Annotated in this window: 9 protein-coding genes; 4 read left to right on the plus strand and 5 right to left on the minus strand. The window is 66.0% G+C overall.

Features of this window, described 5'->3' with window-relative positions:
- Position 1: 1 nt before the first annotated feature.
- Positions 2-574 (minus strand): DUF1700 domain-containing protein, encoded by a 573-nt coding sequence (locus tag B5D62_RS16010; RefSeq protein ID WP_170920967.1) that lies wholly within the window; start codon positions 572-574, stop codon positions 2-4.
- Positions 571-933: a PadR family transcriptional regulator gene (locus B5D62_RS16015; protein WP_139373919.1), complete on the minus strand. Its 363-nt coding sequence runs from the start codon at positions 931-933 to the stop codon at positions 571-573. Before B5D62_RS16015 ends, B5D62_RS16010 begins: the two co-directional genes overlap by 4 nt.
- A gap of 91 nt (positions 934-1,024) precedes the next feature.
- Between B5D62_RS16015 and B5D62_RS16020 the strand changes: the two genes are divergently transcribed.
- Together B5D62_RS16020 and B5D62_RS16025 are read left to right on the plus strand one after the other, a co-directional pair.
- Entirely contained in the window at positions 1,025-2,158 is a 1,134-nt protein-coding gene (locus B5D62_RS16020; protein WP_218191095.1) for a serine hydrolase domain-containing protein, read from the plus strand.
- Between the two features lie 62 nt (positions 2,159-2,220).
- The gene (locus B5D62_RS16025; RefSeq protein ID WP_085935144.1) at positions 2,221-3,246 is read left to right on the plus strand and encodes an amino acid ABC transporter substrate-binding protein; all 1,026 of its coding nucleotides are present in this window, start codon (positions 2,221-2,223) and stop codon (positions 3,244-3,246) included.
- Between the two features lie 24 nt (positions 3,247-3,270).
- Here B5D62_RS16025 and B5D62_RS16030 read toward each other — a convergent pair whose 3' ends face one another.
- Positions 3,271-4,209: a LysR substrate-binding domain-containing protein gene (locus B5D62_RS16030; protein ID WP_085934918.1), complete on the minus strand. Its 939-nt coding sequence runs from the start codon at positions 4,207-4,209 to the stop codon at positions 3,271-3,273.
- A gap of 82 nt (positions 4,210-4,291) precedes the next feature.
- On the opposite strand from B5D62_RS16030, the gene B5D62_RS16035 reads away from it, so the two are divergent.
- Positions 4,292-5,653: an MFS transporter gene (locus B5D62_RS16035; protein ID WP_085934919.1), complete on the plus strand. Its 1,362-nt coding sequence runs from the start codon at positions 4,292-4,294 to the stop codon at positions 5,651-5,653.
- A gap of 9 nt (positions 5,654-5,662) precedes the next feature.
- On the opposite strand, the gene B5D62_RS16040 is transcribed toward B5D62_RS16035, so the two are convergent.
- Both B5D62_RS16040 and B5D62_RS16045 read right to left on the minus strand, forming a co-directional pair.
- Positions 5,663-6,625, minus strand: a complete 963-nt coding sequence (locus B5D62_RS16040; RefSeq protein ID WP_085934920.1) for a ribonucleotide-diphosphate reductase subunit beta — start codon at positions 6,623-6,625, stop codon at positions 5,663-5,665.
- Between the two features lie 71 nt (positions 6,626-6,696).
- Entirely contained in the window at positions 6,697-8,571 is a 1,875-nt protein-coding gene (locus B5D62_RS16045; RefSeq protein ID WP_085934921.1) for a ribonucleoside-diphosphate reductase subunit alpha, read from the minus strand.
- 448 nt (positions 8,572-9,019) lie between these two features.
- On the opposite strand from B5D62_RS16045, the gene B5D62_RS16050 reads away from it, so the two are divergent.
- Positions 9,020-13,846, plus strand: a complete 4,827-nt coding sequence (locus tag B5D62_RS16050) for an NAD-glutamate dehydrogenase (RefSeq protein WP_085934922.1) — start codon at positions 9,020-9,022, stop codon at positions 13,844-13,846.
- Positions 13,847-13,855 lie beyond the last annotated feature (9 nt).

Here is a 13,855-nt window from a genome sequence, read left to right on the forward strand (position 1 = left end):
CCTAAGCCGCCGCCTGCCCGGCCTGGCCCAGCAGCGCGTAGTGCAGCCGCGCGAACTTCCCGAGCAGTCTCACGACATAATCGACCAGCAGCAGCAGGAGAGCGCCGCCGCCAACACCCACGCCCAGCAGACCGATGCCGGCGAAGAGGCGCGCCAGATAATGCAGGGTGAGACCGTGATCGAGGCGGAACAGCTCGAGCACCAGCACGAAGCCCGCGACGCAAAGTCCGAGCAGCACGAACCCGGCCAGCAAGACGAAGAACGCAAGCCCGGCGAGCACCGGCAACAGGAAGACGAAGTCGACCGCGACCAGTGCCAGGAAGCCGAACAAGACGGCAAAGAAGTTGGCCGGCGTCGGCGCTTCTTCCCAGCGACGAAAGCCCGCCTCCGCCCGCAGCTCGCGGGCCAGCCGTGCCGGATCGCCCAGGGCCTCGGCGATCTCGGCCTCGCTGCGGCCGGCCGCCATGCCGTCGTCGAAGTGCGTGGCATAGTCGCCGACAAGGTCGTCGATTTCCGCCGGCGGCAGGCCGGCGAGGCGGCGGCGCAGTGTGTCGAGAAACTCGGCCTTGGTCATTTGTCCGCTCCCTGGGATCGCGTTGCCGAGGAAGACCGCGCGTCCGACAGCACGTCGGCCACCGCGGCGGCGAAGGCATTCCATTCCGCCTTCTGGGCGGCGAGCGCGGCATGGCCCGCCTTGGTGAGCTGGTAATATTTGCGCGGCGGGCCGCTGCTCGATTCCTTGAGGTAGGTCTTCACCAGGCCATCAGCCTGCATGCGCCGCATCAAGGGATAGATCGTGCCCTCGCCCATGCCGATGTCCTCGGCCAGTCGGGCAGCGATGTCGTAGGCATATCCGTCGCTGCGCGCGAGCAGGGCCAGCACACACATGTCGAGCACACCTTTGCGAAGCTGAACGAGCAGCGAATCGGACACGGGCTTCAGCACCCTCTATCACGTATGACACAGTACCTTGCAAAACAAGGTAGTGGATGCCATGTCGTCTGTCCAGAGGAGAACAGCGCCCATGACCGACCAAGTCCGCCGCCACCCGCTCGACCGTTCCATCGCCCGCCGCAGCTTGATGCTGGGCGGTGCGGCCATTCTGCTCGCTGGGCGAGGCCGAGCTGCGTTCGCCACGCCGGCAGCGGCCGATTTCGATCGTCGCCTCGCATTCGTGACCGAGCAGGAAAAGCTCAGCGGCTTGCACGCCCTGCTGGTCTCCCAGCACGGCAGCGTCATCTTCGAGCACTACCAACCGGGCGAGGACAAAAGCCGATCGCGCGGACCGCTCGGCCGGGTCGTGTTCGGCCCCGACGTGCCGCACGACTTGTACTCCGTGTCCAAGGGCGTGGTGGCGCTGCTCTACGGCATTGCCCTCGCCGAGGGAAAAGTCCCGCCGCCCGAGGCCGGGCTCTATGCGCAGTTCCCCGAATATGCCGACCTCGCGCTCCAGCCTGGCCGGGAAAAGCTCACCATCGCCCACGTTCTCAGCATGACCATGGGACTCGCATGGGACGAGCTCTCGATCCCCTATGGCCATCCGCAGAACAGCGAGGATGCGATGGACGCCGCGCCGGACCGCTATCGCTACATCCTGTCGCTACCGATCGTGTACGCGCCCGGCTCGCAATGGACCTATTGCGGCGGCGCCACGGCGCTGCTTGCCCATCTGATCGTGCGCGCAACAGGACAACCGTTGCTCGACTATGCGCGCCGCGTCCTGTTCGAGCCCATGGGCTTCGGCGCATCGGCCTGGGCGACGGACAGCAGGGGCGAACCCTATGCCGCCTCCGGCCTTCGCCTCCTGCCGCGCGACATGCTGAAGATCGGCCAGCTCGTTCTTTCGGGCGGCGAATGGCAAGGCCGCCAGCTCGTACCCGCGGGCTGGGTGAAGACGATCACGACGCCGGTCGTCCGGATCGATGCCCGCCGGGACTATGGTTATCACTGGTATGTGGGCCAGGTGACGGCGGCCGGGCAATCGCTGCTGCATCGCTGGGTCGGCGGCATCGGATGGGGCGGCCAGTTCCTTTTCGTGCTGCCTGATCTGGACTTGGTGGTGGCGATGAATTGCGGCAACTACGGCATGACCGGTCGGGAACAGGGCCGTGTCGCCTTCACGATCCTCATGGCGGTGGTGCTGCCGCTTCTGTCATGAAGGAAGGGGCCGACGTCAAACGTGGCACGCCCCTTGCGCCGGGTGAGGGAGAGGAGACCGAGATGCACAGATTCCTTCTGGCGACAATGATCTGCTTGTCCCTGCTTGCCCCATCGGGCTACGCGCTGGCCGGCAAGGATCTCGACACCGTGCAGGCCCGCGGCACGCTGATCTGCGGCGTGGCGGCGGGCGGTTTGGCCGGCTTCATGATGGTCGACAACGAAGGCAAGTGGCGAGGCATCGACGTCGATGTCTGCCGCGCGGTCGCCGCCGCCCTGTTCGGCGATTCGGAGAAGGTCAAGTACGTGCCGCTGTCGGCCCAGCATCGCTTCACGGCCCTGCAGTCCGGCGAGGTCGACGTGCTTTCGAACAACACGACCTGGACCCTGACACGCGACACCGCGCTCGGCCTCGATTTCACGGGCATCACCTACTACGACGGCCAGGGCTTCATGGTGCCCAAGAAGCTCGGGGTGAAGAGCGCCCGGGAGTTGAACGGCGCCACCATCTGCGTGCCGTCGGGAAGCACGACCGAGCTCAATATCGCCGATTATTTCCGCGCCATGAAGATGACCTTCAAGCCGGTCATCTTCGAGGATATCGACCAGATCCGCGCCGCTTTCTTCGCAGGGCGTTGCGACGTCTATACCGGCGACCGCGCCCGCCTCTACAGCACGCGCGCCGCCAATAGCGCCAATCCCGACGACTACGAGATCCTGCCCGAGATCATTTCCAAGGAGCCGCTGGGACCGGCCGTGCGTCACGGCGACAACCAGTTCGCCGACATCGTCAAATGGGCCCAGTACGCCATGATCGAGGCCGAGGAGTACGGCATCACATCGAACAACGTCGACGAGATGCTGAAGAGCGACAATCCCACCGTGAAGCGCCTGCTCGGCGTCACCCCCGGCATGGGCAAGGCGCTCGGCGTCGACGAGCGGTGGGTCTACAACATCGTCAAGCAGGTCGGGAACTACGGCGAGGCCTTCGACCGCAACCTGGGCGCCGGCAGCGCGCTCAAGGTCGATCGCGGCCTCAATAGGCTGTGGAGCCAGGGCGGTCTGCAATACGCACCGCCAATCCGGTGAAGGCCAGCGACGCGCCTTAACCGATCACGCGACCTGTCGCGGTCTTCCGACCGTCGCCTTGGCCTCGGCTGCCACCCAGGCGGCGAAGCAAGCGACGCGCTCGTCGCTGCCGAGAGCCGCTGGCGAGCGCACGACATGAACCTTGCTCGATGCCATCTCCCAGCTCGGGGGAAGGACCCGGACGAGGCGCCCGTCCGCCAGCGCGTCATGCACCAGCAGCGAGCGCGCGAGCACCACGCCAGCACCCTCCAACGCTGCGCTGATCGCCGTTCCCAACGTGCCGAACCGCAGTCCCGAGGGCGGCCGCGTCGAGATGCCCAGCCGCTCGAACCACACCGGCCACGACCATTCCGCGCCGCCGCCACGGCCCGCCGGCCCTTTGTGCAGGAGCGGCAGGCTGGCCAGGGCCTTCGGATCGCGCAGGCTTCTGCCATTCGGCAAGAGGCGCGGGTGGCAGACCGGGAATACCCGCTCCTGAAAGAGCATGCGCTGCGTCGAGGTCTGGCGCGCAGCGTCGACCGGCAGCCAGCGGATCTCCACATCGACATCCGGCAACCGCGTCTGGATCTCGCCTTCGACGATGACCAGTTCGATCTCCATTGCGGGATGAGCGGCCGTGAAGGCCGGCAAGCGACGCACCAGCCAATGGTGGGCCAGCGCCGGGCCGATGCCGACCCGCAGGCTGGCTGGCGCCATCGCCGCCCGACAACGAGCCCGCAAATCGGCCAATCCATCGAGCAGCTCGGTAAGGCCTGTCGCCAAGGCCTCGCCGGTGGCGGTCGCGCTCAGTCCCTCGCTCGTTCGATAGAGCAGCGGGGCGCCAATGAACGATTCGAGTCGTCGCAGCCGGTGGCTCACCGCACTTTGCGTCACGCCGAGTTCGCCCGCCGCCCGCGTCACGCTGCGGTGACGAAGCGCGCTGTCGAAGGCGACCAGGGCATCGAAGGGTGGCAGGCGGCGCATTACTGCACTATGAACGATATTCATGTTGGAGTGAAGCGTTGGCGCTCGGAGCGACCGGCCAGGCCCGGCGACAATCCCCGGCATGAGTCGCTTTCATCACACGCCCGCCCTCGCCCTTTCATTCGCCGCCTTTCTCACCCAACTCGACGTAACGGCCGTCGTGGTGGCCATGCCCTCTATCGGCGCGGATCTCGGCTTCGGCATCGCCGGCTTCGCCTGGGTCATGGACGCCTACAGTCTCGCTTTCACCGGTTTGCTGCTCGCCTCGGGTGCCCTGGCGGATCGGTATGGGCGGAGGCGCGCCCTTCTCCTGGGCAATGTTGGGTTTGCCCTCGCCTCACTTGCCTGTGCCTTCGCCTGGGACGGCCCGTCCCTATGGCTCGCGCGGGCGCTGCAAGGCGCGGCGGCAGCCTTTGTCATCACCGGATCGATCTCGCTGATCGCCGGGCTCTATGCCGATGCCGGTCATCGTGCGCGAGCCTTCGCCGTGACCGGTATCGTTTCCGGCGTCGCCATGGCGCTGGGGCCGACTCTCGGCGGCGCGGTAGCCTCTGCTTTCGGCTGGCGCTGGATCTTCCTGGCCAATCTGCCGTTCTGCCTGCTGGCCGGCTGGATGCTGCCCCGGCTCGTGGCAGAAATGCGCCCCGACACCGGCCGGCCGCTCGATCCAACCGGCATCCTGCTGCTGACCCTGGCCCTCTCGCTGGCGGTCGAGGCACTCCTTCAGGGCAGCAGCATGCCCGTGACGCGCCCCACCACCCTTCTCGGCAGCGCCGTCATCGGGTTGATGTTCGTCCTGCAGCAACGGCGACAGGCCCAGCCGATCCTCGATCCCGCGTTACTGGCGCGGCCGGCAATGATCGCGAGCGCCACACTGCTGGTCACACTTTCGGTCGGCTACTGGTCCGTCCTCGTCTACCTGCCGTTGTTCCTGCAAGCCGGTTTTGGATTCTCGGTCGACATGTCGGGGCTCGTTCTCCTGGCCGCGACGCTGCCGATGCTCGTTCTTCCGCCCGTCGGCGGAAGGCTGGTATCGCATTGGGGATCGCGCTGGCCATTCACCCTCGCGCTTCTGATCGTCGCCGCCGGAGATCTGGTCCTGGCTGGCGCGGCGACGCATGCCTCTTCGGCCATCGCCTTCGGTCTCGCCCTCACCGGCATGGCGTGCATCGGCATCGGAGCGGCGCTGGCCCATTCCCAGCTCTCCGGCGCCGTCGTCGCCCTGGCACCGCCGGCCCAAGCCGGCATGGCCTCGGCGCTGACCATCGTCATGCGCCAGGGCGGATTTGCCGTCGGCATCGCCGCGCTCGGCGCAGCGGTCGGGTCGGACCGTGCGCCGGCCGGATTCGCTCAAACCTTTGCGTTGGCGGCGTGCATCGCCGCGGTCGGTGCTATCGCCGCCTGGAGTCTGTTGCCCAGGCCCGTGCCGCAGCCGGCGGCATGACCTGCCAGCCTACGAGAACGCCTCTTCCCAGGTGCCGCGCGTCGAGGCCTTGGAATACTCGGTGGCGCGGTTCTCGAAGAAGTTGGTGTGCTCGATAGCGTTCAGCATCTGGTCCATCCACGGCAGCGGATTCTTGGCATCCTTGCGGTAGATGGGTTGCAGGCCGAGCTGGACCAGGCGGCGGTCGGCGATGAAGCGGATGTAGCGCTTCACGTCGGTCGCTGTCATGCCCTCGATGCCATCGAGTTCAAAGGCGAGATCGATGAAGGCATCCTCGTGCTCGACGATGGTCGAGCAGGCCACGTAAAGCTCGCGCTGCAGACCCTCGTTCCAGACCTGCGGGTTCTCCTGCACGAAGGTGCGGAACAGCTTGACGATCGAGTTGCAGTGCAGCGTCTCGTCGCGCACCGACCACGACACGATCTGCCCCATGCCCTTCATCTTGTTGAAGCGCGGGAAGTTCATCAGCATGGCGAAGGTGGCGAAGAGCTGCAGGCCCTCGGTGAAGGCGCCGAACACTGCCAGCGTCTTGGCGATGTCCTCCTTGGAGTCGACGTTGAAGCCCTGCATGTAGTCGTACTTGTCCTTCATCTCCTTGACGGTGAGGAAGGCGGAGTATTCGGTCTCGGGCATGCCGATCGTGTCGAGCAGATGGCTGTAGGCGGCGACATGCACCGTCTCCATCGCCGAGAAGGCAGACAGCATCATCTGCACTTCCGTGGGTTTGAACACCCGCGAATAGTGCTTCATGTAGCAGTTGTTCACCTCGACATCGGCCTGGGTGAAGAAGCGGAAGATCTGCGTCAGCAGATGCCGCTCGCTGTCCGAGAGCTTGTTGCGCCAGTCCTTGACGTCGTCGGCCAGCGGCACTTCCTCCGGCAGCCAGTGGATGCGCTGCTGGGTCAGCCACGCATCGTAGGCCCAAGGATAGTGGAACGGCTTGTAGATCGGCTTGGCGTCGAGAAGGGACATGGCGCGGAATTCTTCGGCTGGAGCTGTGACGGTAACGGGCTGCCTTTCGGCAGCCCGTCATCGGGGACGCGTTACTGGCAGCTTAGACACTCTTCATAGTCGTTGTTATTGGCCCCACCGGCCGGCGGCGTGCCGACCGGCAAGGGCGCGGGGACGTCTACTCTAGGCACGGAGAGAGCTTGATCGCCGAGCGGCGAGACGACAGCGTCGTTCGAGACGATGTCCGCGCGCTGAATCGACAGCGAGCGGCAGTAATAGAGGCTCTTCACGCCGCGCTTCCAGGCCATCATGTGGATCTGGTGAAGGTCGCGCTTGTGCACGTCCGCAGGCAGGAAGAGGTTGAGCGACTGGCTCTGGCAGATGAACGGCGCGCGGTCGGCCGCGTGCTCCACCAGCCAGCGCTGATCGATCTCGAAGGCGGTCTTGAACACGGCCTTCTCGTGATCGTCGAGGCAGTCGAGATGCTGCACCGACCCCTGGCTGGTCATGACCGAGGTCCAGGTGTCCTCGTCGTTGCGGCCCTTCTGCGCCAGCACCTTTTCCAGGTACGGGTTGCGCACCACGAACGAGCCGGACAGCGTCTTGTGATTGTAGACGTTGGCCGCCGCCGGTTCGATGCCGGGCGAGGCGCCGCCGCAAATGATCGAGATCGAGGCGGTGGGCGCGATGGCGAGCTTGTTGGAGAAACGCTCCTGGACGCCGAAATCGGCGGCATCGGGACAGGCACCGCGTTCGGCGGCCAGCATCTTCGATGCCTGGTCGCACTGGGCGCGGATGTGCTTGAACATCTTCTTGTTCCACACCTTCGCCATCACCGCTTCGATCGGGATGTTGTTCTGCTGCAGGAAGGAGTGGAAGCCCATGACACCGAGGCCGACCGAACGCTCGCGCATGGCGGCATAGGTGGCACGGGCGAAGTCGCTGCCGGCATTGTCGATGAAGCCCTGCAGCACATTGTCGAGGAAGCGCATCACGTCCTCGATGAAGGTCGGATGCTCGTGCCACTCGAGATAGGTCTCGAGGTTGAGGGACGAGAGGCAGCACACCGCCGTGCGTTGCTTGCCGTGATGGTCGACGCCGGTCGGCAGCGTGATCTCGCTGCACAGGTTGGAGGTCTTGACCTCGAGACCCGCGAGCTTGTGGTGCTCCGGCATCGCCTTGTTCACGTGATCGACGAACACCAGGTAGGGTTCGCCGGTCTCGATGCGCGCCGTCAGGATGCGGATCCACAGATGGCGAGCCGACACCTTGCGCAGGACGGCGCCGTCCTTGGGACTGGTCAGCGCCCATTCCTCGTCGGCCTCGACGGCGCGCATGAAGGCGTCGGAGATCAGCAGGCCGTGATGGAGGTTGAGCGCCTTGCGGTTGGGGTCGCCGCCGGTGGGGCGACGAATCTCGATGAACTCCTCGATCTCGGGATGGTTCACGGGCAGGTAGACCGCGGCCGAGCCGCGACGCAGCGAGCCCTGGGAGATGGCAAGCGTCAGCGAGTCCATCACGCGGATGAAGGGCACGACACCGGAGGTCTTACCGTTCATGCCGACCTTCTCGCCGATCGAGCGGAGATTGCCCCAGTAGGAGCCGATGCCGCCACCACGCGCCGCCAGCCAGACATTCTCGTTCCACAGCCCGACGATGCCCTCGAGCGAGTCGTTGGCCTCGTTCAGGAAGCAGGAGATCGGCAGGCCGCGCGACGTGCCGCCGTTGCTGAGCACGGGGGTCGCGGGCATGAACCAGAGGTTGCTGATGTAATCATACAGCCGCTGGGCATGGGCATCGTCGTCGGCATAGGCCGAGGCGACGCGCGCAAACATTTCTTGGTAGCTTTCGCCCGGCAGAAGGTACCGGTCGGCCAGGGTGGCCTTGCCGAAGGCCGTCAGGCGGGCGTCCCGAGAGGAGTCGGTAACAACCCGAGCACCGCTTCGAACTTGAACAACATCAAACACTTGCGGCCCCCATTTTCTTCTTGTCCACACCTGTGGATAAAACAGTTTGTGGAAGACACCTACATCTAGGGACCGGTTGGCCCAGCCCCACTATTCCTTGATGATACGCGTAGCGGCCGCCCTGTCATCGCCAATTTTATTCCACTAATGTGAATCTCAGGAATGGTCTCTTAGTGCATTGTTTTGAAATGAAAAAATGACCCTACAGATTCTGATTTCTTGGCCTCGGCAGACTCTTCGCAGATGCAGCATGGGAGGAGAACAAAACGCGCTTTCCCGCGGATTCCGTGGGTCCCAAACAGAAAGCCCAGCGAATCAGCCCGGCGGCGTCGGGCCATAGAGCGAAAGGGCCGATGCGGTGGGCACTTCTGGCCTGCCAAGTCTTCGTCGTCAGATTGTCATGGTGCGGCGTACCATCCAGGCAGCGCCGACAGCGTAGGAAAGATCGATGGCAACAGTACTCGCACCGAGAATCTACGGCCTGGATGCTATCTGCGCGGCCGCCGCGAGCCAGTCCCAGAGCCAGGGCGCGGCCGAATTCGCTCGGCGCCTCTATGAGCGCGTGGCGGACAGGGACCTGGCGGCGGCGCCCATGGAGCAGCGCGCGGCCGCCGCTGTCTGCCTTCTGAATTTCGCGAGGCGGCGCCTGCCCGGGATCGCCAAGGTGCGCGTGTTCAATCCGACCCTGGCCGACCATGGCTTCGAAAGCCGACATACGATCGTTCAGATCGTGAACGACGATATGCCGTTCCTGGTCGATTCGATCACCAACGAGCTCAATCGCCGCGAGATCTCGGTCCATCTGCTGGCGCATCCGGTTATGGCGGTGCGGCGCGATCTCGATGGTGACCTGATCGAAGTGGCGACGGAGGCGGGCGAACGGGCGCGGCCCGAGTCGATGATGCATATCGAGATCGACCGGCAGGCCGAGCCGGAGGTGCTGGACGAGCTGGCGGCCACGCTTGCCCGCGTGCTCGGCGAGGTGCGGATGGCGGTCGAGGATTGGCCGGCGCTGCGCCGGGCCTGCCTCGATTCGCTCGAGGACCTGATGGCCGGCAGCGGCACGGCTCACACCGAGCAGGAGGAATTCCTGTGCTGGCTCGAGTCGAATCACTTCACCTTTCTCGGCCATCGCCGCTATCGCTACGTCGATGACGCGACACATCCCGGTGGCCTCCGCTACGACCTGATCCCGGGCTCGGCGCTCGGCATCCTGCGGCGCGACGAGGTGCATCTGTTCGATGCCGGCCTCGGCGGCGGCGAGGCGATGGCGCGCTTCGCGCGCGGCCCGCAGCAGCTCATGATCGTCAAGACCGATCGGCTGTCGCTGGTTCATCGCACCGGCGGCATGGACTGCGTGATCGTTAAGACACACGACCCGGATGGCCGCGTGACCGGCGAGCGGCGACTGGTCGGCCTGTTCACCTCGACCGCCTATCACGCCATGGTGCGTGAAGTGCCGCTACTGCGCGGACGCGTCGACAGCGTGCTGCGGCGCGCCGGCCTCGATCCCAACAGCCACGATGGCAAGGCGCTGCTGGCCATCCTCGATTCCTATCCGCGCGATGAGCTATTCCAGATCGACGAGGACACGCTCTACAAGCACGCGCTCGGCATCCTGCAGCTGCAGGAACGTCGTCGCGTGGCGCTGTTCACGCGACGCGATGCAGTTGGCCGCTTCGCCACGTGCCTGGTCTTCGCGCCGCGCGAGCGCTTCGATGCGGCGTTGAGCGAGCGCTTCTGCCATCTGCTGCAGGAGGCCTGGCACGGCAAGGTCATCTCCATCACCGGCGCCAGCAGCGACGAGTCGGCGCTGGCCCGCGCGCTCTATACGCTCAAGCTCGACCGCCCCAATGCGCCCACCCCCGACCTTGTGGCACTCGAACAGGCGCTCGCCGAAGCCGCCACCTCATGGAACGACCGCCTGCGCGCGGCCCTGCAGGCCAAGCTGGGCGATGCCGAAGGACGCGCCGCGGCGCGCACCTGGCGCGGCTATTTCCCACCGGTGTACCGCGACAGCTTCGACGCAGATCATGCCGTGGCCGATATCGAGCCGCTGCAGGCCGCCCTCGCGGGCGCCCCGTTCGGCGTCCGCCTTAATCGCGACCCGGGACTGCCGCCGCATCGGTTCAGCGTGCGCCTGTTCCATCCCGGCGAGCCGATCGCGCTCTCCGACATCCTGCCGCTGGCCGAGAATCTCGGCCTGCGCGTCCTGAGCGAGGCGCCGTTCCTGCTGGGCGCGGAGGCGGCGCCAAGCGGCGTGGCGCTGCAGGTGCTGAGCGTGGAGACGGCCGACCAGTCCGCCGTCGATCTCATTGCGGTGGGAGAACGCTTCGCCGAGACCCTCGACCGCTTGTGGGCGGGGGCCATGGAGAACGATGGCCTCAACCGGTTGGTGCTGGGCGCCGGGCTGGCCTGGCGCGAAGTGGCTCTGCTGCGCGCCTATGCCAAGTATCTGCGGCAGGCCGGTATCGCCTTCAGCCAGGACTACATGGAGCGGGTCCTCACCGCCTATCCGGCGATCGTGCGCGGGATGATTGATCTCTTCCGTGCCCGCCTCGACCCGGCCCTGGGCGAGGCGCGCTCAGACCGTCGCGCCGAGCGCATCGACTCGGTCGAAGCCGCGCTGAGCGGGGCTGTCGAGGCCGTCGCCACGCTCGACGAGGATCGCATCCTGCGGCGCTTCCTCAATGCCGTGCGTTGCACGCTGCGCACCAACTATTGGCAACGGGACACGGCCGGCGAGGTAAAGGAATGGATCTCCTTCAAGGTCGATAGCCGCGCCATCGACGACCTGCCGGCGCCACGGCCACTGGTCGAGATCTTCGTCTACAGTCCGCGCATGGAAGGCATCCATCTGCGCGGCGGCCGCGTCGCCCGCGGCGGCATCCGCTGGTCCGATCGCCGCGAGGACTTCCGCACCGAGATTCTCGGCCTGATGAAAACGCAGATCGTGAAGAACGCCGTGATCGTGCCGACCGGCTCCAAGGGCGGTTTCTACGTCAAGCGGCCGCCCCAGGGTGGCAGCCGCGAGCAACTGCAGGCAGAAGGCGTCTTCTGCTATCAGACGCTGATACGCGGCCTGCTCGATCTCACGGACAATTACATCGCCGGCGCAGTCAAGCCGCCGCCGCAGGTCGTGCGCCACGACGGCGACGATCCCTACCTGGTGGTCGCCGCCGACAAGGGCACGGCGACCTTCTCCGACATCGCCAACGCGCTGGCGCGCGATTACGGCTTCTGGCTCGACGATGCCTTCGCCTCGGGCGGATCAGCAGGCTACGACCACAAGAAGATGGGCATTACTGCCCGTGGCGCCTGGGAATCGGTGAAGCGGCACTTCCGGGAGCTCGGCACCGACATCCAGCGCACGCCCTTCACGGTCGCGGGCGTCGGCGACATGTCGGGCGATGTGTTCGGCAACGGCATGTTGCTGTCCAGGCAGATCAAGCTGGTTGCAGCCTTCGATCATCGCCACATCTTCATCGATCCGTCGCCCGACCCGGAGATCAGCTGGGCCGAGCGCAAGCGGCTGTTCGAGTTGGCGCGTTCCTCGTGGATGGACTACGACAAGAAGTTGCTGTCTGCGGGCGGTGGCCTCTACGAACGCACGGCAAAATCGATCACGCTGTCGGAGGCCGCCTGCGCCGCGCTTGGCATCGAACAGCCCGTCACGACCCCGATCGATCTCATGCGTGCGATCCTGAAGGCGCCGGTCGATTTGCTGTATTTCGGCGGTATCGGCACTTATGTGAAAAGCTCCGGCGAAAGCAATGCCGAGGCGGGCGATCGAACCAACGATGCGCTGCGCATCAACGCCGCCGACGTGCGGGCGCGGGTCGTGGGCGAGGGCGCCAACCTCGGCTTCACGCAACGCGGCCGCATCGAGGCGGCGCTCGCAGGACGCAGGATCAACACCGATGCGCTCGATAATTCGGCCGGCGTCGACACTTCCGATCACGAGGTCAACATCAAGATCGTGACGGGCACTGCGATCGAGCGCGACCAGCTCGACGTCGCCGATCGCGATGCATTGCTGTTCGGCATGACCGACGAGATCGCCTCGCTCGTGCTGCGCCACAACTACCAGCAGAGCCAAGCCATCAGCATTGCCGAGGCGCAGGCCGGGGAGGAGCATGATCGGCTGGAGCGTTTCATGCGTGCGCTCGAGCGCCAGGGTCGCCTGGACCGAGCCGTCGAGTTCCTGCCTGATTCGGCCGCCATGCGCGCCCGCGCGCAGAACCGCCAGTACCTGACACGGCCGGAACTCTGCGTCCTGCTGGCCTATGCCAAGATCGATCTCGCCGAGCAGATCCTGAATTCGGATCTGCCCGACGATCCGCTGCTGGAAAGCGAGCTGCTGCGCTACTTCCCGACCACGCTGGAGCAGAAATTCGAGAGCGCGATCCGCGACCATCGCCTGCGGCGTGAAATCACGACGCTGCAGGTCGTGAACTCGATGGTGAATCGCTGCGGTCCGACCTTCGTGCGCAGCGTAGGCCAGCGCACCGGCGCGTCGGCCGCGGCCATCGCGCGGGCCTTCGCCGTGGTGCGCGACGCCTGGAACCTGCGCGATCTCTGGACCGATATCGAGGCGCTGGACGAGTCGCTCAAGGCCGAAGCGCAGATCCGCATGCTCGTGGCCTCGCAGCGGTTCCTGATCCGCACGGTGCAATGGACCTTGCGTCGCCTGCCGCAGCCAATCGACACGCTGGCCGCGACCGACCAGCTCGGCACCGCGGTCGCGGCGCTGGGCGACCTGCATCCCACGATGATCGGTCCGGCCGAAACGGCCGCCTTGAACGAGCGCGGCGCCACCTTCGAGGCGCTTGGCGCGCCGCCGGCGGTGGCACGGCGCGCCGCATCCCTGGAGACGCTTGCCAGCGCCGGCGATCTGATGCTGGCGGCGCGCGCCAACGGCTGCAGCATCGAGGACGCGGCGCGCCTCTACTTCCGGCTCGGCGAGCGGCTGTCTTTGGCCGCCCTCGCCATTGGCGCGCAAAAGCTGCCGCGCGAAGGCCAGTGGCCGGCGCAGGCGGCGCTGTCCATGGCGGACGAGCTGGCAGCCTTGCATGCCGACCTGCTCGGCTCCGTCCTGCGTGCCGCCGGCGCCGATGGCGCAGCCGATCCGGACGTCGCGCTGTCCCGTTGGGCCGAGGGCCGGCCGCTCGCCCTCGAGCGCGTCGACCGGCTCAAGGAAGAGCTGTCGGGCACGGGCCAGCTCGATCTCGCCATGCTGTCGGTGACGACGACGGAGTTGCGAAGCCTGGTCTGAATACGTTGT

The sequence above is a fragment of the Enhydrobacter aerosaccus genome (assembly GCF_900167455.1).
GTDB lineage: Bacteria > Pseudomonadota > Alphaproteobacteria > Reyranellales > Reyranellaceae > Reyranella > Reyranella aerosaccus.

Bases quoted from the DNA above. Each gene is read 5' to 3' on its own strand.
- B5D62_RS16010 (WP_170920967.1), bottom strand. From the start codon at position 574: ATGACCAAGGCCGAGTTTCTCGACACACTGCGCCGCCGCCTCGCCGGC.
- B5D62_RS16020 (WP_218191095.1), top strand. From the start codon at position 1,025: ATGACCGACCAAGTCCGCCGCCACCCGCTCGACCGTTCCATCGCCCGC.
- B5D62_RS16025 (WP_085935144.1), top strand. From the start codon at position 2,221: ATGCACAGATTCCTTCTGGCGACAATGATCTGCTTGTCCCTGCTTGCC.
- B5D62_RS16030 (WP_085934918.1), bottom strand. From the start codon at position 4,209: ATGCGCCGCCTGCCACCCTTCGATGCCCTGGTCGCCTTCGACAGCGCG.
- B5D62_RS16035 (WP_085934919.1), top strand. From the start codon at position 4,292: ATGAGTCGCTTTCATCACACGCCCGCCCTCGCCCTTTCATTCGCCGCC.
- B5D62_RS16040 (WP_085934920.1), bottom strand. From the start codon at position 6,625: ATGTCCCTTCTCGACGCCAAGCCGATCTACAAGCCGTTCCACTATCCT.
- B5D62_RS16050 (WP_085934922.1), top strand. From the start codon at position 9,020: ATGGCAACAGTACTCGCACCGAGAATCTACGGCCTGGATGCTATCTGC.